Below are 24,326 nucleotides of genomic sequence, written 5' to 3'. Positions count from 1 at the left end.
ATGCCGATCGACGAGACCATCGCCAGGTACAGCGATTTCGCCTTCAAGACGGCGATCGTGGTGTACGCGCTGGTGCTGGTGCTGCTGATCTGGCAGTACGCGACGGCGCGCAGCCGCCAGGTCTCCGAGCGCGAGCTGGTGACGGTGGGCGGCGGGTCGACACCGCAGGGACCCGGCCGCGTCAGCGAGCCCGCGGGGCGGCCGCTGTCGGAGCGGCTGGGCAACATGGCGTTCTCGGTGCTCATGGTGGCCATCGCGCTGCACGTGGGCGCGATCGTGCTGCGCGGCTTCGCGACCCACCGCTTCCCGCTGGGCAACATGTACGAGTTCGTCACCATGGCGACGGCGGCCGCCGTGCTGGTCGGGATCGCGCTCCTGCGCGAGCAGCGCTACCGCGCCATGTGGGTGTTCCTGCTGGTGCCGGTGCTGATCCTGCTGTTCCTCGCAGGCACGGTGCTCTACGCCGACGCCGCACCCGTGGTGCCCGCGTTGAAGTCGTTCTGGCTGCCGGTGCACGTCACCATCGTCAGCGTGGGCAGCGGCGTCTTCCTGTTCGCGGGCGTGGCGAGCATGCTCTTCCTCTACCGCCTGCGTCAGCCGGACGGCCAGGAGTCGGCCAACGTCCTCGGCGCCATCGCCCGCCGCCTCCCCGACGCCCGCACCCTGGACCGGCTCGCCTACAAGGCCACCATCATCGGCTTCCCGCTGTTCGGCGCGGGCGTCATCCTCGGCGCGATCTGGGCCGAAGCCGCGTGGGGCCGCTTCTGGGGCTGGGACCCGAAGGAAACCTGCTCCTTCATCGCCTGGGTCCTCTACGCCGCCTACCTCCACGCCCGCGCCACCTCCGGCTGGCGCGACACGAAGGCCGCCTGGATCAACATCGCCGCCTTCGTCGCGATGCTGTTCAACCTGTTCATCATCAACATGGTGATCAGCGGGTTGCATTCGTATGCGGGGTTGAACTGACTCGCGCTCGTCCGAGTGTTCGCGCTCGTTCAGGTTCCGCAGATCGTCGGACCGCAGCAGTCAGCCCCACTCGCATCCGTCCGGAAGAACGAGAGTGCGTACAGGCAGCGTCGATCAATACGATCGCGTCATGCTGCTCCCACACATCGGACGGTCAGACCTTCCCGAATCGATGACGTGGGAGGAATTGCAGCGGCTACCCGACGAGCTTGCGGAGCAAATCGAGTTGTGGAACGGTCGCGTGGTTTGCGTCGGGCGCGAGCCGAGCGACCGTCGGGTCTTCGTAGGCCGGTTCACCAACTCCCTCGAGCGCTGTGCACGAATGTCGATGTCGGACGAGCCGGAACGTGACTGGCGCGTCAACTCCGCAACCAATGTGTTCCTCGGCCGCACGGGAAAATCCGACTTCCTGACGCCGGACTTCCTCGTCCACCGCTGTCTCGAATCGCCCTCTCAGGACGTACGGGGAAGTGATGTTCTCTTGGTCGGTGAGGTCTTGTCCCCGGCCGTCACGCAGACGGACATCGAGGCCAAGAAGATTCGCTACGCCAGCGCTGGCATCCCCTGGCTCTGGGAGGTGACGCTGGCCCGTGAGGTCAGCGCGATCGCTGTCGTCCGTGTCTACGGCCTCGACATCGGCCATGCGCAACTCCCGAACGGTGCACAGCCGCTCCATTCCGCCAACTACATCGTCGCGGCAGAGTGGAACCACGAGAACTCGGACGGTCTCGAATTCAGCCGCCCGTTCCCGATCGCCATCCCGTGGCATGAACTCGAGTACTAACGAAGATCCCTTCACCGCACCGCACCGCACCGCACCGCGGCAGGCTTCGAATCGCCGTAGGCACCGCGCTACCGCAACCCTCTCGGTGCGAATGACACGATCTGGGTCGGCTCAATGCGTCTCGGGCGACTGGCCGACTGAGACTCAGAGATGCCAACCGAAACCAGGAGGGTTCGACGTCATCCAGTCTGTCGGTCGCCGCTGGTAGAACCAGATTGCCTCGGTCCCCGATCAGAGAGCGAGGTGCGTGCATAATGAACGGAGATGGTCGACGAAGCAGGGAGGGTAAGTCGCCGATGACCGTTACGGTCGAACACAGCACGTCTGAGGAACTTCGCCATCGACACCGCGAGGTCCTGCGGCGCGTCGGGATGACGCGAGAGGAGATTGGGGAGCTCGCGGCTCAATACACCCTGACGCCAGAGGAATTGGCGGCGTGGGATGAGCTGCGGTCCATCGAGTTCCTTCTCGAGGATGCGTGAGCACGGATACCCGTCTCGAGGAGCAGGCCAGGCGGTTCGCCTTGGATGTCTCGACAAGGGCTCTGATGTGCCTGGAAGGCAGCCCTAGCACGGATCAGCTGACGGTGGAGGCCTCCCCGAAAGGCGGCCGCTATGCATTCGCGTACCAGCAGAGTATCCATGCTGAGCTGGGAAGTCCTGCAATAGGTCACATTAAACTCGGATTCGAGCTCACATTCGACCGGTCTGGGCGTCATCTTGCTGTGCACAAGTCCACGTTCCAGTTGTTGGAAAAACGTGGCAAGAAGCCGATCGCGCGGATCGAGTACGTTCGCGACGCTCATACGGTGCCGTGTTCGCACGTCCACGTGCACGCTGAGAGTGGGCTCTTCACTTATCTGTTGTCGCAGACCGGCCATCCGACACCCGCTGCGATTCAGTCAATCCATGTTCCTACCGGCGGGGACCGCTTTCGCCCATGCGTCGAGGACTTCATCGAGTTTCTCATCCGGGACTGTCGCGTGGCGGGGCGTGACGGATGGGAGTCCGAAGTTGCTGAGGGCCGAGAAGAGTGGCGGCGCATGCAAACAGCGGCTGCCGTGCGAGATCGACCAGAGGTAGCGATCGAAGAATTGCGGCGGCTCGGTCTCACCGTCACGGGTGATGCCGACGCTGCCAGGCCGCCTGCGAGAGCTCGATATTAGGAGGTCGTGTAAACGCTGTCGGCATCCCCGCATAGCAGAATGGTGCCCGTGCACGACACTGTCGAAATCAGTGGATCGGAGTGGCGGCACGGGCGGCCTGGTCAGCATTCGAGGTAGAGCCGTTCGTTCGGGAGGCGGGGGAGGCCGGTGGGGTCGCCGGGGAGGACGGTTACCGCGCCGGGGCGGTGGCGGGCGTTCCAGTCCTGGACGAATACCAATGCGGCGGTCAGGCATGCGGCGAAGTCCATTCGTTGGTCGTGCAGATAGACCGAAAGGTGTACGTCGGGTTCCTCTGGGTGCGGAGACTGGGCGGGGCCGGTCATGCGACTGCGAATCGGGGGCGTGATCGATTCGCCGTGCGAGTTCATCGGCCTGTCCTGACCGCGCGTGTGAGCAGGGATGCTTGCACTGCTTCCACCACCAGCCGTCCTGAGGGCCGGTAGGTGTCGCAGGGAACCTCGAGCCATGCGCGGTATGCGGTGTTGCTGTCGGCCGGGGAAGGGAGGGCGATCAATCCGCCGTCGCGGATCACCTTCACGCGATCCCGGAACAGGCCCGCGAAGATTCGAGGTTCGTCGGGCAGATCAGGCCGCACCAGGAATGTCCAGGTCAGGGAATGCGGGTGCGTGATGATCGGGCCGAGACCGTATCCGCCGCTGCGCAACCGGTCCGTCGCTGCCCGCCCCAACGGCTCCGGCACCGAGACACCCCACACCAGCGAACCTGCTCGCACCACGATTCGGCCGAGTGCTTCGGGTTCTACCTCGGCAGGGAGCTGACAGATCATCTTGTAGTACGCGCACTGCCCGGATGGGGTTGCAAGATCGAAGCCTTCGATGCCTGGCGCGCTCATGCCTGAGCCTCCGCGTCCCCCGACGGTGCCGGGGTCGGGTACAGGGCGCGGCCGAGCATCACGTGTCCCGGCATGATCACGCTGCACACTCGCGTGAAGTCGGCCGGAACCGAGCCGCCCAGATGCGTCATCCCCGGAACTATCACCGCACTCGCGCGGGCGACGTGCACCATTTCCAACACACGCGCCGCCGCCACCGGCGATACCGTCTGCGGCGCAACCACATAGATCGCGGCCAGCGTGTAACCGTGCCGCCGTGCGAGCGCCTCGATCGTCGCTCGATCATTCACGGCGTCCGCCCCCGCGACCGCCGCGCACCGCATCCCGATAGCCGGTGCGCCGTACGTATCTGTCAGCGAGCCACGCAACAGCGTCGACTCGTCTTTCAGATACGCCGCGATCCGCTCCAGCTCAGGCACTCCCGCCCGATACAACCCCTGCCGACTGCTCGCATCCATCCCCTGCGCCTCCCTGCGATCCGATTGGAAAGCACCCGACGCCGAGGGCACAGCACCAGCCAGCGGTCATAGCCGTACTGGCGCGGCCGAGATGACGAGGTGGCCGGCTCACCCCGGCGTCGGGGCCGGAGCAGACGTTATGAGCTGGGCCACAACAGATTTGTCCACGAAGGACAAACGCGAGGACACGATCAGTTCTTGGGCGCGTGTTCGGGAGCGATACCCAGTCGCCATGCTAAGCCGCGCAATTCACGTCCGCCCGCATCGCGCCGTGCGGCGCGGAGCACATCGGCCACGGCTTCACGGGCCAGCACATCGGCGTGGACACGCTGCGGCGCAAGGTGCTCGGCGCGCAGGAGTACTTGCACGCCTTGCTCACGGCGAGTGGGATCGGTCAACAGGGAACGGCCGACTTCCATGTAGAACTCAGCTTGCCGCGACTTGCTGGGAATACTGTGCACGTTGACTCCGCGTGCGTTTTCGGCCACTTTCACGCCGTCGCCGAACTCCATGCCGATGCACGCGCGCCAGATCCCAATATTCGGCGCGCCGAACCACATGCGGCCGAATGTTCCGGTCTCGGTATCCATGCGTCCTGCCAGAGCGGCGGCTTCGTCCAAATGCGTCTCAGCCGTGGACCGATCGCGCTGCACAGCCGAAGCGAGCGCGGCCGAAAGATGCAGCATTCCGGCCGTTTGCAGGACTTGGCCGTCGTCCAAGTGCGGGCTTAGCGCATCAATGCACCGTACAGCGCGCCGGTACTGTTCAGGCCGGGACAAACCGCCCGTAGCGTCGCCACGAAGCCACGTGGCAAACCCGATCCACGCGGGCGAATCGAGCGCGGCGGCACACTCTTGTGCAGCTTTGGCGGCCAGCAGCGGAAGGCCACGCCCAGTAAGCCGTTTTGTGATCCACATCGCCGACGAATAGCAAAGAATCAGGCCAAGGAGCGTGTTGCGACGGTATTCCGGCGATCGGGCATAGACCGCATGCAACTCGGCAAGCAGGTCGGGAGTCATTCGTGCTTGTCCAGCGTAGTCGCCGCGTTGCTGAAGATCGGTCAGACGCTCTAGATCCGTGGCGATGGCGGGCCATTCGCGTACTGCGCCGCCGGGGTCGTCGCCGAGTTCGTATACATCTAGTGCGCGTTCGATCGCGACGACTCCGGCATGGGCGGACTCGTTGCCTTCGGCTCGCGAACCAGACTGTCCAGCTGCCGGATAGAACTCTGCCGGGGAGACGCGTAGCGCCCGCGCCAGCGCCTCCAGGGTGGCGCGGTTAGACAAGGCTTGCTCGCCGCGCTCGAGGCGGCCGAGATATCCGAAGCTGATACCTGCTAGGCCAGCGACTACCTCGAGGCTTTGCCCGCGCCAAACGCGGATTTCACGCAGTCTCCGCCCGACTTCGTTCGGGGGGATGTCGTTCATGGCGTACTCCTCCGCCGATGGCTATCCACTTCCGAAGGTACCTGTCGATATCCGCCGTGCAGGTGGCAAGCAGGCAAGACAATGTGGGCGGGTCTTCTCGCATCAGCCACCAAGCGACTTCCGACAAGCGGCATAGAACCAAGGCAAGTTACGCGCTGACCAGTTGGCCGACGCGCCAACGCGTGGGTGCAACGCGAGGATGATCTACACAGGCGCGGCTGATGCCGAGCCGGAGCTGCGCGGGTACGGCCGAATCCACTAGCCGTCGCGATCGCGGACGGTGATCATCATCTGGTGGGGAATAGCTCGGATACGGTCCGGATGCGCCGCGTGCCGGAATTGACCGCAGCGGCAGGCGAACTGGTTCTTCGACCTTGGTCGATGTCGTCTGCGGATCTCGACCTGGTTCGGGAAGCGTCGGACGACGACACGATCCCGTTGATCACCACTGTGCCGTCGATCTACACCGAGGAAGCGGCGACGAAGTTCGTCGAGCGGCAGTGGGAACGACCCGTGAGCGGAAGCGGGTACCCCTTCGTGATCGCGCGAGCGACGGACGGTAAGCCGCTCGGCAGTATCGGAGTCTGGACCAAGGATCTCGGAGAGGGCCGGGCATCGGTCGGGTACTGGCTGGTGCGGTCCGCTCGTGGGCAGGGGGTGGCCGCACACGCGCTGCGGGCGGTCGCGGACTGGGCGTTCGAGAAACTGGCCGTTGCCCGGCTACAGCTCTACGTGGAACCGTGGAATACCGCCTCCATCCGGACTGCCGAGCGGGCGGGATTCCGGCGTGAGGGGCTGCTGCGCGGGTGGCGGCAAGTCGGCGACAGTCGTCGCGACATGTTCATGTACGCGCGGCTCGCCCCGAGCCGCCCGTCGGCGAGACCGCGGTCGTTGACCGGCCCCACGGCTCGTGTCGCCGAGGAAGCCGACATCGACGGGATCGTCCAACTGCGCGTCGCGGTGGCAGCGGAGGGCAAATGGATCGGGGCCGAAGCGCCGTTGGACGAGGAAGACGCCGCACGGCAGATCCGAGCGAATCTCGGCGACGAGAAGCGCGGTGTGTTCGTGACGGAGATCGACGGATGCGTCGTGGGCACGGCGACGGTCTACTTCGGCACACCTGGCGTCACGGCCTTCGGCATGATGGTCGCGGCGGACCGGCGGGGACGTGGCATCGGGTCGGCGCTGCTCGAGCGAGTCATCAGTTGGTCGCGGGATCAGGGCGCCCACAAGGTGAGTCTGCAAGTATGGCCGCACAATCAGCACGCTATGGCGCTCTACGACCGAGCCGGTTTCGAGGTCGAGGGCGTCTTGCGCGGGCATTACCGACGCCGCAGCGGCGAGCTGTGGGACGCGGTGCTCATGGGCCTGCCACTCGACGGTGTGGGCTGACGAGCGCACGCCTGGAGTATTTGGCGGAAAACTAGGGTTTTTATTGGTGCGATTGCGTCAAAATAATTGAATGCGAACGTTTCAGACTGTGCAGCCCGAATTGTGTGAGATCGCCGCTGGTTTACGACGCGTGTAAACCGCGAGTGGCAGCGCGCGAATTACCCACCGGCAGAACAAATAACGTTCCGAGCCGCTTCTTAAGGGACACAAGACTTCGCATGTCTGTTAATCGGCCGCAAAGTCGCGGCTCCCTCGTGGGCGGAAAGTCCGTATCGCGGAGGTGTAACGGCACCTACAGCCGCGCCACGCAAACCACGAAATGCCTTTGCTGGTAGACGATTCCGCTGTCGGCCGACCCGCACGCGTTGACGTCGACGGTGTTCTGCTTGATGTCGATGACCCGGACCGCGCCAGGGGTGTGGGCGGCGCAGTCGAGACGCTTGGGGCTGCCGGATGTCAGTTCCATGCAGCCGCCGACGACCCAGTCGATGTCCAGGCACAGCGCGGCCTGTGTCGCCCCGTGCAAAGTTTCGTTGTAGGTGTGGTCGGCGTCGGTGGGGCAGGTGGCGTTCGCCGGTGCCTTATCGACGACTTTGTAGACGGAGTTCTGGCTGCCACAAGCGGTTTTGTCGATCGCGCCTGCTCCGCCGAGCTGTACGCAGTCGCCGATGTTCACCTGCATGCTGGTGGCGCTCTTGTTGGACGCGCCGCGCATCGCCGACGTGGTCGGCAGCGCTTCCGTGGTGGTCGGCAGCGGCTCCTCGGTGGTCGGCGGGGGAGCCGAGGTTGTTGCCGCGGCGGCGTTCTGAGCGGCGGCCTTGGCCGGCTCATCGGCGGGGCCGGACATCGATAGCGCGGCGACGACCACGATGGTGGCCGCCAGTCCGGTCCCGACCATGAAGGCGGCCAGGGTGATACCGGCGCGGACACGTTGGCGCGACACGTACGTCCTCCAGAGCTGTGAACCCTTCGACCCACCTAGCGACCCGAAGTTGTGAATCTTGCGGATTGAAGACCACGCCATGCTTACACTACGCGGCACGTCCGCGTCGAGTTTTCCTTCCCAGGCGTAGCGATCCGCGCTGGGAATTCACGTACGTGTCGGTATCCGGGCCCGGTGTGATCACGATCGGATAACGAACTTCGCGATCAGGTGTGCCGGTCGCCAAGTCTGGAAACTAGTCACGGGCGCTGTACAGTCACACGCCATCCGGCCTCCGGAGCCGGTGTCTCGGTGAGAAGGAATTCCAGAATGAAGTTCGGCACTATTGCCGCCATTACGCTCGGCGCGGTTGCCGCAGTGGGCATCACAGCGGGGGCCGCGAACGCGAAACCCGTAGAACCGGAGCGTGAGATCACGACAACCGGGGTAGAGCAGGGGGTCGACTACCACACCACGGTCTCACGCGAGACCGGAGCCATCTCGACCGCCGTCGAGCACGGCACCTTCGCAGTGGCCGACGACGGCACCAAGATCAAGCTGACCTCCGATACCGGGGCCGTGGTGGCCGAAGTGCCGCTCACCTTCCAGGTTTCCGGCAGCAAGCTGTCGGTCGCGCACGAAATCAGCGACAGCGGACGGCGTCTCGCGCTCACCCCGGTGGCAGGCGCCAAGGAGATCGGCGAGATGCAGCCGATCAGCTCGATGAACCGTCTCATCGCCGAGTTGAACCAGAACGTGGTCGGCGTGGTCGGCGGCGCGCTGCTCGGCGGACTGCTCGGGGCCCTGATCGGCCTGGGCTTCTTCAGCATCATCACCGGCCCGATCGGCCTGGTCGTCGGCGCGATCGCGGGCGGAGCCATTCAGGGTGGACAGCCGTTCACCGACGCGCTGATGGCGGTCGTCAACGGCGAACCCTGATCGATGGCGCGGATCGGATGCGGCAGGCGCACCGCAGCGCGCCTGCCGCACCCGGACCGGGTTGTCGATCGTCGTGGCGTTCGTCGAGGGCGGAGGTTCGGTCCCCGCCGGGACGGCGCCACGGCAGAGCGATGAAATCGCGCGAACGCCGGATACCGCTGGACGCGTGCTATCGCGCGGGTACTGCGAAGATCAACGCTCGGCGGAACCGGACTCGCCGTCACGGTGCTGGCGAGATAGTCGCCAGAGGAACTCCGGGTCGTCGTCGGGTCCGATGACGCGCTTGCGCCGTGGTGAACGCGATTGCGGGGCAGTGGGTCCAGTCCGCTCGGGGCCGAACGCCTTCCAGCACAACACCGCTATTGCCACCACCGCGATGAGTGCCAACAGGTACGTCACGTCGCTCACCTCCTGATTACGAGGGTAGCCGCGGACGTGACTCCAGCACACCGCAGACGCGAAAATGGTCTGCGGGCGAGCGCGGACCCGAGCACGACAGGTCCGCGCGCCCTGCGATCAGCGTGCTGCGGTCGCCTCGGTGGTCAGCGACTTGAGCAGCTGGAGTACTTCCGATTCGCGGAACCGGCGATGTCCGCCCGGTGTGCGCAGCGACCCGAGGCGCCCGGCGTGAGCCCAGCGCGTCACGGTCTTGGGGTCGACGTGGAACAGGGCAGCAACCTGGCCCGGAGTCAGCAGGGTGTCCTGGCCGCCGACGGTGATCGCAGTCATAGCAAACCTCTCCGTTCTCGACAGTTCCCTCATCAGATGGCGCCATCGTCGCACTGAAACCCCTAGGTACTCGAACCACCTACAGTTGGTAAAGGGGAGGTAATAGACAAATCGGATGCGCGCCCCACCCCCGGCTGTTGGGCGTGCACCGGGGGCGGGCAACAGCTTCGCATAGGCTGAGGGATGTGCGTGACGCGAATCCACCAAAAGGTGCTTCCGGACAGCAAACGGCTGGCGCTGGTCGTCGTCTGGCCCGCAATCTGGCCCTTTACACCGTCGCCAGGTTGGGTCTCGTGGTAGTGCTCGCCGCGCTGATCGTGCTGGCCGCGCGGCTGGTGTCGGTGGACATCCCCATCGTGGTCGCCGCCTTGTTCGCGCTCATCATCGCGATGCCGCTGTCGCTGGTGCTGTTCCAGCGGCTGCGGGCCAAGGTGAACGAGGACATCGCCCTGGTCGACGAGCGCAGGCGCCGCGACAAGGCCGAGCTACGGGCGAGGTTGCGGGGCGACGAGCCGCCCGCTCCGCCGGAGTCGGGGACTTCTTCGTGAAGTCCTGCGATCACACCGCTCCGCGCGACTGGGTCGACAACGCGGTGCGGTTGATCGACGCCGACACCCAGCGCAGCGCGGACACCCACTTGCTGCGCTACCCGCTGCCCGCCGAGTGGAACATCCAGCTCTATCTCAAGGACGAGTCCACCCACATCACCGGCAGCCTCAAGCACCGCCTGGCTCGCTCGCTGTTCCTGTACGCGATCTGCAACGGCTGGGTCGGCGAGGGGACGACCGTGGTGGAGGCGTCCTCGGGTTCGACGGCGGTCAGCGAGGCCTATTTCGCGAAACTGCTCGGCTTGGACTTCGTCGCGGTGATGCCCGCGAGCACCTCTCCGCAGAAGATCGCGCTCATCGAGGCGCAGGGCGGGCGCTGTCATTTCGTGCAACGCCCGCCGGACATGTACACCGAGGCGGCGCGGCTGGCGGCCGAGTGCGGCGGTCACTACATGGACCAGTTCACCCACGCCGAGCGCGCCACCGACTGGCGCGGCAACAACAACATCGCCGAGTCGATCTTCCAGCAGATGGCGTTGGAGACCAATCCGGTGCCGGAGTGGATCGTGGTCGGAGCGGGCACGGGCGGCACCAGCGCCACGATCGGCCGCTACATCCGGTATCGCAGGCATGCGACCAAGCTGGCCGTGGTCGATCCGGAGAACTCCGCCTTCTACGGCGGCTACGAGACGGGCGATGCGGGTTACCAGACCGGAATGCCCTCCCGGATCGAAGGCATCGGCCGCCCCCGCGTGGAACCCTCGTTCGTCGGTCAGGTGGTGGACCGAATGTTCGAGGTGCCCGACGCGGCATCCATCGCTGCGGCCCGGTTCGCGAGCGTGCGGCTCGGCCGCCGGGTCGGCGGCTCCACCGGCACCAACCTGTGGGGCGTTTTCGCCTTGATCGCCGAGATGCTCTCCGAAGGGCGCGGCGGCAGTGTCGTCACCCTGCTGTGTGACGGCGGGGATCGCTATGCCGGAACGTATTTCGACGACGCGTGGGTGGCGTCCCAGGGGCTGGAGCTCGCGGAGTCCACGGCTGTCCTGGAGAAGTTCGTGGCGACCGGAATCTGGGACGCCTGATCGGTTCGTGCCCCGGCCAGGGGTTTTGTTCGCCTGAGGCGGAACGGGGTCGAATCGCGCCCGCGGTTGTCAATTTTTGTTGACATCGCGAGCATGTGTCAATCAAAATTGACGTCATGACGGAAGCAACCACACTCGCGGCAGCCGCGGGCAGCCCCGATCCGAAGGTCGGGCTGCGCGCGGTGCTCGCGCTACGCAGGCTGCTCGAACGTCTCGAGGCGATCCAGGTGGCCAACGCCCGTGCTCAGGGCTGGTCGTGGCAGGCGATCGCGGAGGCGCTCGAGGTCAGCAGGCAAGCAGTCCACCAGAAGTACAACCGGAAAGGCAGGATCCGCTGATGTTCGAGCGGTTCAGCAGGTCTGCGCGCACGGCGATCATCGTCGCTCAGGAGGACGCGCGCGAACTCCACGCGTCGAATATCGAGGTGGAGCACGTATTGCTCGGCGTGCTCGCGCATGCCGAGCCGGAATTGGCGGCGTTGCTCGCGGACGCGGGACTCACTCGCGACGGCGTGCGCAGCGCGCTGGCCGAGCAGGGCAACGGGATACCGCTCGGCCCCGAGGACGCCGAGGCCTTGCGCTCCATCGGCATTGATCTGGACGCCGTCCGGGAGTCGCTGGATACGCATTTCGGCGAGGACGCGCTCGACCGCGCCGCGCCGGACCCGCGCCGTGGGCCGTTCCCGTGGAGCCGCGGTGGGTACTACGGGCACATTCCGTTCACGAAGGAAGCGAAGAAGGTGCTCGAGCTCTCCCTGCGTGAGGCGCTCGGTCGCAAGGACAAGACCATCGAGTCGGGGCACATGCTGCTCGGCATCCTGCGCGCCCCGAACGAGACGACGGTGCGCCTGTTCGGCGGCTCCGACGCGATCGGTGAATTGCGGCCCAAGGTGCACGCCCTGCTCGACCGTGCGGCTTGAGCAGGCGGACATGCGCTGCGGGAGTTCGTGTTTTCCAGCGGCGCGTGTCCGCCTCCGACGCCTAGCATTGGGCCATGCAGCTCGTGATTCGGTTGATCATCAACGCGGTGGCCATCTGGCTGGCCGCCGTCTGGGTCGACAAGATCGACATTCTCGCTCCGGAAGGCGGCAACGGCGCCAAGATCGGTGTGGTCCTCGCGGTGGCCGCGGTTTTCACGGCGGTGAACGCCCTGGTCAAGCCGATAGTGAAACTGCTGTCGCTACCGCTGGTGATCGTGACGCTCGGCCTGTTCCTGCTTCTGATCAACGCGCTCATGCTGTGGCTGACCGCCGAGATCACCGGAGCATTCAGCCATTACGGCCTGCGCGTCGAGGGCTTCTGGGCCGCGGTGTTCGGCGGCATCATCGTCTCGCTGGTGAACTGGGTGCTCGGCATCCTGGTTCCGGACGAGGATTAGTCCGCGCCGCCGCGAACCCACGACGCTCGGTCACGCATCGCGCCATCGAGTCCACCTGGTCGGTGCGGTCCGCGATCGCGAGGTCCGCGCTAACCCAGCCCGACCGCCAGCGCGGTGATCGCCGACCAGACCAGCAGTGCCAGGCCGGAATCCCGCAGCGCGGGAATCAGTTCCAGCCCGCCCTTGCCGCCGCGCACCGGGGCGTTGGCGCGGACGGCGAGCGGTATCGCGAGCAACCCGGCCAGTGCCCATGGCGTGCGGGCGACCAGCGTCAACGTCACGAGGAACGGCACGGTGAGCAGGGCCAGGTGCAGCGTGCGGGTGCGCGGATCGCCGAGTTTGACCGCGAGTGTGACCTTTCCGGACCCGGTGTCGGTGGGGATGTCACGCAGGTTGTTCGCGACGAGCACGGCACTGGAGAACGCGCCCACCGCGATCGCCAGCAGCGCACCGACCCAGTCGATCCGGCCCGCCTGCACGAACTGGGTGCCGAGCACGGCGATCAGGCCGAAGAAGACGAACACCGCCACTTCACCGAATCCGCTGTAGCCGTAGGGCTTGCTGCCGCCGGTGTAGTACCAGGCGCCGGCCAGGCAGGCCGCGCCGACGAGCAGCAGCCACCAGGCGCTGGTGAGCACCAGCACCAGGCCGAAGACGGCCCCGACGACCAAGCTGACGATCGCGGCGGTCTTCACCGCGGTGGGCGAGGCCAATTTCTGCCCGACCAGGCGCAGCGGGCCGACCCGGACGTCGTCGGTGCCGCGGATGCCGTCGGAGTAGTCGTTGGCGAAGTTCACGCCGATGATCAGCGCCAGCGAAACGAACAGCGCGAGAATCGCTTTCCACCACACCGCACCGTCGATCGACGCGGCGGCGCCGGTCCCGGCGAGCACCGGGGCGATCGCGTTCGGCAGGGTACGGGGTCGCGCGCCCTCGATCCATTGCGCTGCAGTAGCCATGTTCGCAGCATAATCGGCGCAGTCGGACGCAGTCCGGTCCTCAGTCCGCGCATGGCCGGAGCGAAGGCGGAGGTACGCATAATGGGCAGAGTCGGACGTAGTCCGTTCTCAGCTCGCGCACGGCGATCAGGCCGTTTCGGCCGTCACCGCCTCCTGCATGCGCGCGAGTCCCTTCTCGAAGTCCCGGCCGACGAACTTGTCCATCGGGATGAGTTTGCCGATGACGGCCATCAGCCCGGTCTGCCGGCCGGTCATCCGCCAGGTCACTTCGGTGCCGGTCTCGACCGGGTCCAGGATGAAGGTCACCATGTTGGTGGCCTTCATGGGCTTCATGAACTCCAGGCGCACGCCGATCTCGCGCTCGGCGCTGCCGACGATCTCCATGCTGCCCGCTCCCGCCTTGCGGTTGCCGCTCCAGGCGTAGCGCGCGCCGACACCGGATTCCGCGCCGGAGTAACTGCGCTGGAGCTGCGGGTCGAGGTCCTCCCACGGCGACCACTCGACCCACTTGTGGAAATCGTTGATCAGCCCGTGCACGCGCGCGGGGTCGGCCGTGATCACGGCCGATCGGACCACCTCGAACTCAGCCATGGGGGTCACACTATGCGACCGACCGCTCGTAGTCGCGGCAAAGAATTCGTGTCGAGCTTCTCGGGCCTGCTCGCCTACGATGACCGCGGGATGTTTCCGGAGCACAGCGGCCCGCACGGCCACAGTCGAGCAGTGACGACGCCCGCAGGCGAATCGGTCGTGGTGGCCTTGCTGGGCGAGGTCGCGCTGCGCCGCGACGGCACGCTGACGCCGCTGCCCGGTGCGCGCTCCCGGCTGCTGCTCACCGCCCTGGCCCTGCGGCCGGGTCGCAGCCGCGGCGCGCAGGCCCTGATCGAGGACGTCTGGGGCGAACAGCCGCCGCGCTCGCCGATGAACGCGCTACACACCCAGGTTTCCCGGTTGCGTTCGGCGCTGCCGGAGGGCGCGCTGGAAATCGGCCCTGCGGGCTATCGGTTGACCCTCGGCGCCGATCAGGTCGACTTGTCCTCGGTGGGCGAGCGCGTGGCGCGGGCGCACGGGCTGCGCGCGGCGGGAGACCTTCCGGGATGCCTGGCGGAAATCACCCGGGCGCGGGGTCTGTGGCGCGGGGATCCCGGTGCCGATCTGCCGCCGGGCGACCTCGCCGACGAGCTGCGGGCGGCGGCCGGGCGGCGTCTGACCGAACTGGACGAACTCGAACTCGCCGCACGCGAGGACGGCGGCGACGTCGATGGAGCCTTGCGTCTCGCTCGGCTGCGCGCCGCCGCCGAACCGCTGGACGAGCCCGCCCAACAGACCCTCATGCGCCTGTTGGCGGCAGCGGGGCGGCCCAACGAGGCGGTGGAATCGTTCGCCGCTTTCCGCTCCCGGTTGGCCGAGGAACTCGGCACGGACCCGGGGCCCGCGCTCGTCGAGATGCATACGGCGATCCTGCGTGGGGACCGGATAGGCCACGTCGCGCCGCCGCGCTCGGGCAGCGCGGCGAGCGAAGACGGCGGTTCCCGAAGCGGGCTCGCGGCCGAGCCGACGCCCTCGGCCGCTGACGTACCGACACCGCACCTCGCCGCGATCGGCCTGCGTGCCGCGCCCAACGCACTGCTCGGCCGGGCCGCCGACATCACCGAGCTGATCGAGCTGCTCCGCGATGCCCGGGTGGTGACCGTGCTCGGCCCCGGCGGTGCGGGCAAGACCAGGGTCGCCAACGAGATCGGTTGGCAGGCGGCGGCCACCTGTCCGGTGGCGCTGGTCGAGCTGGCCTCGGTGCGCGCCGAAGGCGACGAAGCCAGGGTCGAGATCGAGGCGGCGATCGCCGCGGTACTCGGGCTCAGCGAGGTCACCTTCGACGCGGCCACGCTGCGTTCCGGGCAGATCGTCGATCTGCGCGGGCGGCTGCACGACGCGGTGTCGGCGCGCTCGATGCTGCTGATCCTGGACAACTGTGAGCATCTGATCGACGCCGTCGCCGTGGTGGTCGCCGATCTGATCGGCGTCGCTCCGAGGCTGACCGTGCTCACCACGAGCCGTTCGCCGCTGACCATCACCGCCGAGACGGTCTATCCTTTGCCTCCGCTGACCATCGATCCGGCGGGCTCGCCCGCCACCGAGCTGTTCGCCGCGCGCGCCAGGGCGGTGCGGCCCGGCGTCCGGCTGGATCCGGACGTGGTCGCCCAGCTGTGCCACACCCTCGACGGGCTGCCGCTGGCCATCGAGCTGGCGGCGGCCCGCGTGCGCGTGATGAGCGTCGAGGAGATCAACGAGCGGCTGGCCGACCGGTTCGCGCTGCTGCGCCACGGCGATCGCAGTTCGCCCGAACGGCATCGCACGCTGCACGCGGTGATCGACTGGAGCTGGAACCTGCTCGACACCGAACAGCAAGCCACGTTGCGCCGGTTGTGCCGATTTCCCGCCGGTTTCACGCTGTCGGCGGCCGAGGCGGTCGCGGGCGGAGCCGACGTGGTCGATGTCGCCGCGGCCGTCGACGGCCTGGTCAACCAATCGCTGCTCACCGTGCTGGACGACGAAGTGCTCGGCACCCGCTACCGGATGTTGGAGACGGTGCGGGAATACGGTGAAGAGCAGCTGGCCGCCGCGGCGGGAGAGCCGGAATCGGTCGATACCCGGATGATGCGGTGGGCCAAGGACTACGCCGATGACGTGGCGAGCCGGTATATGACCGGCGATCAGTTCCACCTCGCGCTCTCCGTGGCGGCGGAGGTGGACAACTTGCTCGCCGCGTTGCGTTGCGCGATCGAAAGGCGGGATGCCGCGACGGCCTACACGGTGTTCCCGGTCGTCGCCACGCTGTGGATCATCCGAGGATCGCACTTGGAAGTGATCGCCTGGGCTCAGCGGGTCATCGAATTGGAGCCGGCCGACTTCGGGCAGGAAGGTCCGCGTCCGGATCTGGTGCTCGTCACCTACCAGATGACGTTCTTGCATCTCGCTTACACCAACGGCAGCGCCAGGGAGATCGCCGTGCTCCGCAAGCGCGTGCGCCGACTGCTTCATCTTCCCGTCGAACTCACCGAGAACAGCCGATTCATCGCCCGGGTCGTGCTAACCAGGGCCGACGGACGCGGCTTCAGCAGGCTCCTCGCCGAGGCGGCGCGTTCGGCAGATCCGGAGACCAGGGGTTCGGCGCTGTTGTTGCGAGCCAACATCCGGGAGAACCTCGGCGATGTGCGCGGCTCCACCATCGATGCGATCAAGGCGCTGGAGGTGCTCGGGCGCGAGAACGTCTGGAGCGTGGCCATGGTGAGCAGGCACCTCGGACAGGTTTGTGGACAGATCGCCCGCTACGACCAGTCGGTGACCTATTACCGCCGCGCGCTCGAGGTGTTGCAGCGGCTCGGCGCCTACGAGGACACGGTGGAGATCCGCAGCCTGCTGGTGGCTTCACTGGTCGGAATCGGCGAGCTGGAGCAGGCGCGGCGGGAACTCGACCTCGCGTTCGGCACGCCCGACTTGGACAACTCGTCCCTCGGACAGAACCGGCTGCTGTCCACCGTGATGCAGAGCTCGGCGGAGTTGGCGTTCGCGGAAGGTGACACCGCGGGCGGGTTCACTCGCTACGAACGCGCGCTGGAACTGTTCGGCTGGCCGGACAACGCGCTCGGCCCCGGGCCCGGCGCCCTGATGCTGGCCGCGGCGGCGCTCGCCGCGCAGGTGATAAACGGCGCCGCCGACCCGGACGCGACTCTGCCCACGCAGCTTGCCGAGACGGCTCTGCCGACCATGACCCAGTACCGCGACCTGCCGCAGATCGGCGGCGTCGCCTGCGCGATCGGCTCGTACCTCATCGCCGTCGACCGCGAGGTCACGGTGGGACTCGACTTGCTCGTCCTGGCCCCGAACGTCCTCTGCCGACAGGACTTTCCCTCGATGCGGTGGCAACGGCACTTGGACGCGGCGACCGCGAAGCTCGGTCCCGGCCCGGTCGCCGAAGCCCGCCGCCGCCTCGGCCACCTGCGCCGGAACAGGTCCGCGGATCGCATCATGGAATTGCTGCAAGGCCTGGTCGACGCTCGCTGATCAGCCGACGCCGGTGATCTGGTTTGCGCGAGGAATCGAACCGTCGTGCGCGGCAGCACAGCGAAAGCGGGCCGGGTGACGATGGTCACCCGGCCCGCCGTGGTGCGGTGATCGGTCACGCCCGGCGCATGTACGCCTTGACCGTGAGCGGGGCGAAGATCGCGATGACGACCAGCGAGCCGATCAGCGACCAAGCCAGATCGCTGCCGAAGGCGGCGCCGTTCATCAACCCGCGGCACGTGTTCACCATGTAATACACCGGGTTCACGTGATTGAGGCCCTGCATCCAGCCCGGCATCGTGCTCACCAGCGCGAAGGCGCCGGACATGAAGGTCAGCGGGAACATGATCATCATCGAGATGCCCTGCACGCCTGCCGCGCTCTTGCCGGTGACCCCGACCAGCGCCCAGATCCAGCTGATCGCGAACGAGCAGAAGACGATGACCAGACCCGCCGCGACGACCCCGAGCACACCGCCCTCCGGGCGATAACCGATGGCGACGCCGACGACGATGGTGAGCACGGTGGCGAGGGCGTAGCGCACCATATCCGCCAGCAGAGCGCCGGCCAGCGCCGAGACACGGGCGATCGGCAGGGATTTGAACCGGTCGAAGACGCCCTTGTCCATGTCCTCGCGCAACTGGGTGCCGGTGACGACCGAGGTGAGCACCACGGTCTGCACCAGGATGCCGGGAATCAGGACCGGCAGGTAGTCCTGCACGCTGCCGCCGATGGCGCCGCCGAAGATGTAGGCGAACAGGGCGGTGAACAGGATCGGCTGGATCGTCACGTCGAACAGCTGCTCGGGCTTGTGCTTGATCTTCAGCAGGCCGCGGTAGGCCATGGTGAACGAGTTCGCCGCCGCTTGGACGAGCGGAACGTGGTTGCTCACTTCGGGGATCTTCGTCGGCGCCGTTCGGCGCGTCTCGGTCGCGGTGATGGTGGTCATGGTCGTGCTCCTTCTCTGCGTGCGCGGGATCCGGCGTGGTCACGCGGGCTGCTGCCTGCGGTCCGGACGCTCATGCCGCGCTTTTCGCGGAATCGTCGGTGGTGTCCTCGGCCGGGTGGCCGGTGATGGTGAGGAAGACCTCGTCCAGGCTCGGTTTGGTCACGGTGATCTCATCGATGCCGATCTCCCACTCGCGCAGGCGGATCAGCAGATCGGCGGTGACTCCGGCGTCGGTCAACGGCGCGGTGAGCCGCCCGGCCTCCGGGGTGATCTGCGCTTCGACCCCGAGGAAATCGCCGACGATGCGGCGCGCCTCGTCGAGCTGGCCGCGATCGACCAGCGTCAGATGCAGCGACGAACCGCCCACGGAGGCCTTCAGTTCGTCGGCCGTGCCGTCGGCGATCACCTTGCCGCGGTCGATCACCGCGATGCGGTCGGCCAGTTGGTCGGCCTCGTCCAGGTATTGGGTGGTGAGCAGCACCGTCGCGCCTTCGCGGACGAGGCGGCGGATGGTCTCCCACATCTGGGCGCGGGTGCGCGGGTCGAGCCCGGTGGTCGGTTCGTCGAGGAACAGCAGCGGCGGCGTCGCGATGAGACTGGCCGCCAGGTCGAGGCGGCGTCGCATACCGCCGGAGAAGTGCCGCAGCGGCTTGTTCGCCGCCTCGGTGAGATCGAATTCCTCCAGCAGCTCGGCCGCCTTGCGCCGGGCGTCGACGCGACTCAGGCCGAGCAGTCGGGAGAAGACGATCAGGTTCTCGGTGGCGCTCAGGTCCTCGTCGACCGAGGCGTACTGCCCCGTGACACCGATGAGCGAGCGGACGGCGGTCGGCTCGGCGACCACGTCGTGGCCGAAGATGCGTCCGCTGCCGCCGTCCGGTCGCAACAGGGTCGCGAGCATCCGGATGGTCGTGGTCTTGCCTGCGCCGTTCGGTCCGAGCACGCCGTACACCGAGCCCTGCGGCACCGCCAGGCTCACGCCGTCGACGGCCCGCTGTTCCCCGAACACCTTGACCAGGCCGTCCGCCTCGACGGCGAGCGCTGAAGTTGGTGCGAAAGAAGTCATGTGGACAACTGTGGATGCCCGGACTTGCACGGCTCTTGCGTCGTGCTGGCTTGATTTCCGCCGCTACCCTCACGAATGTGAGCACAGCCGCTGATACGACTGCCGTGACGAACCTGATCATGAAGTACGCGGAACTGGTCGACGCCGGGGATTTCGCCGGTGTCGGCGCGCTGTTCGCCGACGGCGTCTTCGTCGGCAGCGGTACGACGATCAGGGGCCGGGAAGGCGTCGAGAAGATGCAACCCGTGGCGGCAGGCCGCTACCACGACCGCTTCGAACGCGTCGACGGGCAGTGGCGATTCGTGGAGCGCCGGGTTCATATTCACCTGACGGGCGATCTGAGCCGTTACTTGCGCGCCTAGCCATGGCCGGGAGAGCTTCGCCGGACGCGTACGCTGCCCGGCGATCCGCTAGCGGGTCGACTCGGCCAAGAGGTATTCGCGCAGTTTGGCGCGGTCGGGCTTGCCGGGGCCGCGGAGCGGGAATTCGTCGAGGACGGCTAGTTCGCGGGGGGCCGCGATGGAGTCCAGTTCGGCGGAGACGTATTCGCGCAGCTCGGGGAGGCTGGGGGTGGCGCCTGGGGCGGGGATCACCGCGACCGCGACGCGCTGGCCGAGCCGTTCGTCGGGCAAGCCGAGGACGACCACCTCGCTGATGGCCGGGTGGTTGATCAGCACGGCCTCGACCACCTGCGGGATCACCAGCAGGCCGCCGGTCGTGATCGCCTCGTCCAGTCGCCCGGTGATGCTCAATACGCCGTTGTCGAAGGTGCCCGCGTCCTCGGTGCGGAACCAGCCCGGCTCGGCGAAGGCGGGATGGTCGGGCTGATTGCGGTAGCCGGAGGCGATCATCGCGCCGCCCAGCACCACCCGGCCCTCTTCGATACGGACCTTCGTGCCCTCCAGCGGCACGCCGTCGTACACGCAACCGCCGCAGGTCTCGCTCATGCCGTAGGTGCGCACCACGGTGATGCCCGCGGCTCGCGCGCGCTCGTAGACCGGCAGCGGAGTTGCCGCGCCGCCCACCAGCACACCGTCGAGCTCGGCCAGCGCGGTGGCGGCGACCGGCGACTCCAACGCTTTGATCAGCTGGGTCGGCACCAGGGCCGTGTAGCGCCGCTCCCCGCGCATACCCGAGATGGCGCCCGCCAAGGCCTCGGGCAGGAATCCGCCGGACACGTCGAGCACGGTGGGTTCGGTCCCCGCCAGGATGCTGCGCAACAGCACCTGGATACCGGCGATGTGATGGGTCGGCAGGGCCAGCAACCAGTTGCCGGGGCCACCGAGCCGGTCGTGGGTAGCGGTGCCGCTGGCGCGAAGGGCCGACGAGCTGAGCATCGCGCCCTTCGGTATGCCCGTGGTGCCCGAGGTGGTCACCACCAGAGCGATGTCCTCGTCGATCGGCTCGCCCGGCGACAAAGCGTCGCTCAGGCGCCTCGCCTCGCGCCGATCGCTGGTGGGAATGGGGAGCCAGGCGGCCCCGTTACCTTCCAGCGCCTCCCGTAGGTGGGGCATGACGTCGCCGAGACCGGACCCGGTCGGCATCGGCAAGGTACGCAGTTTCTTGGTCATGCCATGCCTCGCCGCTCGCCCGGCTCGGTGGTGCCCAGAGCCGCTGTGCCCATGGCTCGCTCGCTGCACTCCCTCACGGTAGGGATCGTGTCATGCCCGCGCCGCCGCGTGCGGAACGGGTCGGTATGCCGGAGTGGCGCGCCCGTAGCGCGGCCATCCGGTCGGATCGGGGCTCAAGTGGGACAGGCATCGAGACTGCGATTCACTCGTCGGACGGGACACGGACACAGCCGGCCCGGACGTCGGCGGTCGGGTGGCCATCCGAGCGTTATCGTCCTCGCCGGTCGACGCGTTGGCAACTCGGTGCGGCCCGCCGAACTACCGAATGGAACCGTTGCTACGACGCCTGCCAGCGGGAATCCCGCCGGATCGGATGGGCAGGCGGAACCTCCACCAGAACGATCGGCACACCGTCTGGATCGCGTATCCACATCTCGTGCAGACCCCACGGCTCCTCGACGGGGGCGCGATCGATCGCGATGCCCTTCAGCGCCAGTTCCACGGCGGCGGCGGAGACGTCGCGCACCTGGAGCCAGATCGCGCCCTCGAACGACGACGATTCTCCGGACCCGCCGTGCGCGGCCACCTCGATCAGCGACTGTCCCGCGAAGAAGACCGTGCCGCCCGGATACTCCCGCGCGATGGCCAGTTCCAGCCCGTCCCGGTAGAACGCGAGCGTGGCCTGGTAGTCGGCGGGCCGCAGGATGATCCGGCTGCTGAGGATGTCCATGTCAGAAGTACCAGGGGTAGGGGGTCCAGTCCGGCTTGCGTTTCTGCAGGAACGCGTCGCGGCCCTCGACGGCTTCGTCGGTCATGTAGGCCATCCTGGTCGCCTCGCCCGCGAAAAGTTGCTGGCCCACGAGTCCGTCGTCCAGCAAATTGAACGCGTACTTCAGCATGCGCTGCGCCTGCGGGGACTTGCCGTTGATGTCGGCGGTCCACTCCAGCGCGACGTCCTCCAGCTCCGCGTGGTCGACGACCTTGTTCACCGCGCCCATCTGGTGCATCTCCTCGGCGGTGTAGGGGCGGCCAAGGAAGAAGATCTCGCGGGCGAACTTCTGGCCGACCATCTTGGCCAGGTACGCGCTGCCGTAGCCGCCGTCGAAGCTGCCCACGTCGGCGTCGGTCTGCTTGAACCGGGCGTGCTCGCGGCTGGCCAAGGTCAGATCGCAGACCACGTGCAGGCTGTGACCTCCGCCCGCGGCCCAGCCGTTCACCAGCGCGATCACCACCTTCGGCATGAAACGGATCAACCGCTGCACCTCCAGGATGTGCAGGCGGCCCGCACGGGCCTGGTCGACCGTGTCGGCCGTCTCGCCGCTGGCGTACTGGTATCCGCTGCGACCGCGGATGCGCTGGTCACCCCCGGAGCAGAAGGCCCAACCGCCGTCCTTGGGGCTGGGCCCGTTGCCGGTGAGCAGCACCGCGCCGACGTCCGGAGTCATCCGCGCGTGGTCGAGTGCCCGGTAGAGTTCGTCGACCGTGTGCGGGCGGAACGCGTTGCGCACCTCCGGCCGGTCGAACGCGACACGCACGGTGCCCTGCTCGATGTGCCGGTGATAGGTGATGTCGGTCAGGTTCTCGAATCCCGGAACGGGGCGCCACAGCTTCGGATTGAACGTCACCGGGCAATGCTAGGTCTCGCTTCGCCTGAAAGTCGTGGTCGGGCCCGTAAGCGGCGACGACCCGGGACTTGCGATCCAGCGGCGGCGGAGGCGAGCGGTGCGGTCGAGGTCCCGCGAACCCGGGCATTCGCGCGGGGTTGGCCGGACTTCGATTTGACGGTGTAAAACTACGCGTTACCGTGCAAGTATGAGCGAGCGAGTGAAACCGGTTATAGACCGGAGCGCGGTGGACGGGTCCCGGTACGAGAAGCACGGCGGGTTTCCGAAGGTCACACCCGCGAAGGTCGGGCCGAACTTCGGCGGGTTCATCGAAGCCATGCGGACGTTGCAGGATCTCGCGGTGAGCGCGAACGCGCCGGACGACGTCTTCGGGGCCGCGCAGGCCAAAGCCCGCGAGCTGATCGACCTGCTCGAGCCCTACCGCGCCCCCGAGTTGCATGGACCGGCGGGCCGCGCGGTCGAATTGCCTGGGCGGGGAAGCCTTCTGCTGTTGCCGTGGCGGGTGGTCGAGGCGGGCCCGGACGGCCTCGAGATGACGGGTGTGTTCCGCCGCTTCCATCTCGGCGGCAACGGCGCCGCGCACGGCGGTGTGCTGCCGCTGCTGTTCGACGATCTGCTCGGCATGATCGTGCATTACGCCGGACGGCCGATCAGCCGCACCGCGTATCTTCACGTCAACTACCGCAAGATCACTCCGCTCGAGACGGAACTGACGGTTCGCGGACGGGTCGATCGGATCGAAGGGCGAAAAACTTTTATCACCGCCGAATTGCTCGATGAGCAGGGCGATCTCCTCGCGGACTGCGAAGGTCTGATGGTCGAGTTGCTACCGTGGCAGCCGTAGCCGGGTGAATGCTGGCGCGGGCACGTATAGTTGCCCTCGCTCGTTCATCGATACCGATCCGGAGGAACCTGAAAGTGGTTGCAGCACTGTCTGAATCCCTGCTCGACGACGCGAAGCGCCCGGCTTTCCTTGCCGATGCCGTCGAGGTTCTCGACGCCGAGGTGTCGGACAAGGGTGGTGCGTCCGGCCTGGCTGTGAAGGGTGGCTACGCGGCGGTCAAGAAGATCAGCCCGTCCATCGTGCCCGATGCGCTGGAGTCGTTGGCGCCCAAACTGGTCGCGCAGCTGGAGCCGTTCTGGCAGGAGTACACGGCGTCGGGCTCCGGCAAGTTCGCCGATCTGCTCGTCGCCAAGTCCGATGAGGTCGCCGAGGCGTTGCTCGCCGTCACCGACGCCCGGGCCGAGTCCTCCAGCCGTCCTGCCCTGCAGAAGGTCTACTCCTCGATGCGTTCCTCGGCGAAGAAGAACGTCATCGAGGCGCTGCCGCGGGTCGGCGACCTGATCCAGAAGCACGCTGGATGATTTTGTGACTCGCGTCCGAGCGACCGCCGCCGGCGACTTCGTCGCGTACGCGGCGGCACTCGGACGCGAGCCCGGCCGTGGATGGGCCCG

29 protein-coding genes are annotated in these 24,326 nt (G+C 67.2%); 15 read left to right on the top strand and 14 right to left on the bottom strand.

Annotated features, from left to right (window positions below; translation table 11 throughout):
* The 4 genes from ccsB (at nt 1) to ACIA5H_RS34175 (ending at nt 2,915) form a co-directional block, all read left to right on the top strand.
* The gene (ccsB, locus tag ACIA5H_RS34190) at nt 1–966 is read left to right on the top strand and encodes a c-type cytochrome biogenesis protein CcsB (RefSeq protein WP_356962571.1); all 966 of its coding nucleotides are present in this window, start codon (nt 1–3) and stop codon (nt 964–966) included.
* 130 nt (nt 967–1,096) lie between these two features.
* Nucleotides 1,097–1,750, top strand: a complete 654-nt coding sequence (locus ACIA5H_RS34185) for a Uma2 family endonuclease (RefSeq protein WP_379254002.1) — start codon at nt 1,097–1,099, stop codon at nt 1,748–1,750.
* Between the two features lie 296 nt (nt 1,751–2,046).
* The gene (locus ACIA5H_RS34180) at nt 2,047–2,232 is read left to right on the top strand and encodes a hypothetical protein (protein WP_379254001.1); all 186 of its coding nucleotides are present in this window, start codon (nt 2,047–2,049) and stop codon (nt 2,230–2,232) included.
* Complete coding sequence (locus ACIA5H_RS34175) at nt 2,229–2,915, top strand: hypothetical protein (protein ID WP_379254000.1); 687 nt, start codon at nt 2,229–2,231, stop codon at nt 2,913–2,915. The genes ACIA5H_RS34180 and ACIA5H_RS34175 overlap by 4 nt, the downstream gene beginning before the upstream one ends.
* A 101-nt stretch (nt 2,916–3,016) precedes the next feature.
* Here ACIA5H_RS34175 and ACIA5H_RS34170 read toward each other — a convergent pair whose 3' ends face one another.
* From ACIA5H_RS34170 to ACIA5H_RS34155, 4 genes are all read right to left on the bottom strand, one after another.
* Nucleotides 3,017–3,283 carry a hypothetical protein gene (locus ACIA5H_RS34170; RefSeq protein ID WP_397080058.1) on the bottom strand — a complete coding sequence of 89 codons (267 nt, stop codon included), beginning with the start codon at nt 3,281–3,283 and terminating at the stop codon, nt 3,017–3,019.
* Nucleotides 3,280–3,768, bottom strand: coding sequence for a DNA-directed RNA polymerase subunit beta (locus ACIA5H_RS34165; protein WP_397080056.1), 489 nt, complete (start codon nt 3,766–3,768; stop codon nt 3,280–3,282). The genes ACIA5H_RS34170 and ACIA5H_RS34165 overlap by 4 nt, the downstream gene beginning before the upstream one ends.
* Complete coding sequence (locus tag ACIA5H_RS34160; RefSeq protein ID WP_397080054.1) at nt 3,765–4,226, bottom strand: hypothetical protein; 462 nt, start codon at nt 4,224–4,226, stop codon at nt 3,765–3,767. Before ACIA5H_RS34160 ends, ACIA5H_RS34165 begins: the two co-directional genes overlap by 4 nt.
* Nucleotides 4,227–4,417: 191 nt before the next feature.
* Complete coding sequence (locus tag ACIA5H_RS34155; protein ID WP_397080052.1) at nt 4,418–5,653, bottom strand: helix-turn-helix domain-containing protein; 1,236 nt, start codon at nt 5,651–5,653, stop codon at nt 4,418–4,420.
* A 321-nt stretch (nt 5,654–5,974) separates the two neighbouring features.
* Here ACIA5H_RS34155 and ACIA5H_RS34150 point away from each other — a divergent pair, with 321 nt between their 5' ends.
* Complete coding sequence (locus tag ACIA5H_RS34150; RefSeq protein ID WP_397080086.1) at nt 5,975–7,045, top strand: GNAT family N-acetyltransferase; 1,071 nt, start codon at nt 5,975–5,977, stop codon at nt 7,043–7,045.
* A 292-nt stretch (nt 7,046–7,337) separates the two neighbouring features.
* Here the strand turns inward: ACIA5H_RS34150 and ACIA5H_RS34145 are convergent, their stop codons facing one another.
* Entirely contained in the window at nt 7,338–7,988 is a 651-nt protein-coding gene (locus ACIA5H_RS34145) for a hypothetical protein (protein WP_397080050.1), read from the bottom strand.
* A 309-nt stretch (nt 7,989–8,297) separates the two neighbouring features.
* Between ACIA5H_RS34145 and ACIA5H_RS34140 the strand changes: the two genes are divergently transcribed.
* Complete coding sequence (locus ACIA5H_RS34140; protein ID WP_356962556.1) at nt 8,298–8,906, top strand: hypothetical protein; 609 nt, start codon at nt 8,298–8,300, stop codon at nt 8,904–8,906.
* Between the two features lie 192 nt (nt 8,907–9,098).
* Here the strand turns inward: ACIA5H_RS34140 and ACIA5H_RS34135 are convergent, their stop codons facing one another.
* Together ACIA5H_RS34135 and ACIA5H_RS34130 are read right to left on the bottom strand one after the other, a co-directional pair.
* On the bottom strand, nt 9,099–9,305 hold the full coding sequence (locus tag ACIA5H_RS34135) for a hypothetical protein (RefSeq protein ID WP_355071985.1): 207 nt from the start codon (nt 9,303–9,305) through the stop codon (nt 9,099–9,101).
* A 117-nt stretch (nt 9,306–9,422) separates the two neighbouring features.
* Nucleotides 9,423–9,635 (bottom strand): BldC family transcriptional regulator, encoded by a 213-nt coding sequence (locus tag ACIA5H_RS34130; protein WP_039802103.1) that lies wholly within the window; start codon nt 9,633–9,635, stop codon nt 9,423–9,425.
* A 248-nt stretch (nt 9,636–9,883) separates the two neighbouring features.
* Between ACIA5H_RS34130 and ACIA5H_RS34125 the strand changes: the two genes are divergently transcribed.
* From ACIA5H_RS34125 to ACIA5H_RS34105, 5 genes are all read left to right on the top strand, one after another.
* Nucleotides 9,884–10,183 carry a DUF4229 domain-containing protein gene (locus tag ACIA5H_RS34125; RefSeq protein WP_397080084.1) on the top strand — a complete coding sequence of 100 codons (300 nt, stop codon included), beginning with the start codon at nt 9,884–9,886 and terminating at the stop codon, nt 10,181–10,183.
* The gene (locus tag ACIA5H_RS34120; protein WP_397080047.1) at nt 10,180–11,265 is read left to right on the top strand and encodes a PLP-dependent cysteine synthase family protein; all 1,086 of its coding nucleotides are present in this window, start codon (nt 10,180–10,182) and stop codon (nt 11,263–11,265) included. Before ACIA5H_RS34125 ends, ACIA5H_RS34120 begins: the two co-directional genes overlap by 4 nt.
* A gap of 116 nt (nt 11,266–11,381) precedes the next feature.
* On the top strand, nt 11,382–11,603 hold the full coding sequence (locus tag ACIA5H_RS34115) for a helix-turn-helix domain-containing protein (RefSeq protein ID WP_039802098.1): 222 nt from the start codon (nt 11,382–11,384) through the stop codon (nt 11,601–11,603).
* Nucleotides 11,603–12,184, top strand: coding sequence for a Clp protease N-terminal domain-containing protein (locus ACIA5H_RS34110; RefSeq protein ID WP_397080045.1), 582 nt, complete (start codon nt 11,603–11,605; stop codon nt 12,182–12,184). The genes ACIA5H_RS34115 and ACIA5H_RS34110 overlap by 1 nt, the downstream gene beginning before the upstream one ends.
* A 74-nt stretch (nt 12,185–12,258) precedes the next feature.
* Complete coding sequence (locus ACIA5H_RS34105; protein ID WP_355071993.1) at nt 12,259–12,642, top strand: phage holin family protein; 384 nt, start codon at nt 12,259–12,261, stop codon at nt 12,640–12,642.
* Between the two features lie 89 nt (nt 12,643–12,731).
* Here ACIA5H_RS34105 and ACIA5H_RS34100 read toward each other — a convergent pair whose 3' ends face one another.
* Together ACIA5H_RS34100 and ACIA5H_RS34095 are read right to left on the bottom strand one after the other, a co-directional pair.
* A complete protein-coding gene (locus tag ACIA5H_RS34100; protein WP_397080042.1) occupies nt 12,732–13,601 on the bottom strand; it encodes a 1,4-dihydroxy-2-naphthoate polyprenyltransferase in 870 nt (289 codons plus the stop codon).
* A gap of 126 nt (nt 13,602–13,727) precedes the next feature.
* The gene (locus ACIA5H_RS34095; protein WP_355071996.1) at nt 13,728–14,192 is read right to left on the bottom strand and encodes an SRPBCC family protein; all 465 of its coding nucleotides are present in this window, start codon (nt 14,190–14,192) and stop codon (nt 13,728–13,730) included.
* Between the two features lie 132 nt (nt 14,193–14,324).
* On the opposite strand from ACIA5H_RS34095, the gene ACIA5H_RS34090 reads away from it, so the two are divergent.
* Nucleotides 14,325–17,663 (top strand): AfsR/SARP family transcriptional regulator, encoded by a 3,339-nt coding sequence (locus ACIA5H_RS34090; protein WP_397080040.1) that lies wholly within the window; start codon nt 14,325–14,327, stop codon nt 17,661–17,663.
* 115 nt (nt 17,664–17,778) lie between these two features.
* On the opposite strand, the gene ACIA5H_RS34085 is transcribed toward ACIA5H_RS34090, so the two are convergent.
* Together ACIA5H_RS34085 and ACIA5H_RS34080 are read right to left on the bottom strand one after the other, a co-directional pair.
* A complete protein-coding gene (locus tag ACIA5H_RS34085) occupies nt 17,779–18,612 on the bottom strand; it encodes an ABC transporter permease (protein ID WP_355071999.1) in 834 nt (277 codons plus the stop codon).
* A 70-nt stretch (nt 18,613–18,682) separates the two neighbouring features.
* Complete coding sequence (locus tag ACIA5H_RS34080) at nt 18,683–19,675, bottom strand: ATP-binding cassette domain-containing protein (protein ID WP_355072000.1); 993 nt, start codon at nt 19,673–19,675, stop codon at nt 18,683–18,685.
* Nucleotides 19,676–19,752: 77 nt separating this feature from the next.
* Here ACIA5H_RS34080 and ACIA5H_RS34075 point away from each other — a divergent pair, with 77 nt between their 5' ends.
* On the top strand, nt 19,753–20,037 hold the full coding sequence (locus tag ACIA5H_RS34075; RefSeq protein ID WP_397080037.1) for a nuclear transport factor 2 family protein: 285 nt from the start codon (nt 19,753–19,755) through the stop codon (nt 20,035–20,037).
* Nucleotides 20,038–20,085: 48 nt separating this feature from the next.
* Here ACIA5H_RS34075 and menE read toward each other — a convergent pair whose 3' ends face one another.
* From menE to ACIA5H_RS34060, 3 genes are all read right to left on the bottom strand, one after another.
* Complete coding sequence (gene menE, locus ACIA5H_RS34070; protein WP_355072003.1) at nt 20,086–21,246, bottom strand: o-succinylbenzoate--CoA ligase; 1,161 nt, start codon at nt 21,244–21,246, stop codon at nt 20,086–20,088.
* 337 nt (nt 21,247–21,583) lie between these two features.
* The gene (locus ACIA5H_RS34065; RefSeq protein WP_355072004.1) at nt 21,584–21,976 is read right to left on the bottom strand and encodes a VOC family protein; all 393 of its coding nucleotides are present in this window, start codon (nt 21,974–21,976) and stop codon (nt 21,584–21,586) included.
* A 1-nt stretch (nt 21,977) separates the two neighbouring features.
* Nucleotides 21,978–22,871, bottom strand: coding sequence for a 1,4-dihydroxy-2-naphthoyl-CoA synthase (locus ACIA5H_RS34060; protein ID WP_159841692.1), 894 nt, complete (start codon nt 22,869–22,871; stop codon nt 21,978–21,980).
* 187 nt (nt 22,872–23,058) lie between these two features.
* Between ACIA5H_RS34060 and ACIA5H_RS34055 the strand changes: the two genes are divergently transcribed.
* Nucleotides 23,059–23,715 (top strand): PaaI family thioesterase, encoded by a 657-nt coding sequence (locus tag ACIA5H_RS34055; RefSeq protein WP_379253989.1) that lies wholly within the window; start codon nt 23,059–23,061, stop codon nt 23,713–23,715.
* Nucleotides 23,716–23,789: 74 nt separating this feature from the next.
* The gene (locus ACIA5H_RS34050; protein WP_355072006.1) at nt 23,790–24,236 is read left to right on the top strand and encodes a DUF6918 family protein; all 447 of its coding nucleotides are present in this window, start codon (nt 23,790–23,792) and stop codon (nt 24,234–24,236) included.
* The last annotated feature ends 90 nt before the right edge of the window (nt 24,237–24,326 follow it).

The organism is Nocardia sp. NPDC051900, from assembly GCF_044452545.1.
In the GTDB taxonomy this organism is placed as follows: Bacteria; Actinomycetota; Actinomycetes; order Mycobacteriales; family Mycobacteriaceae; genus Nocardia; species Nocardia sichangensis.
This window is presented reverse-complemented; position numbering and strand designations above follow the sequence as displayed.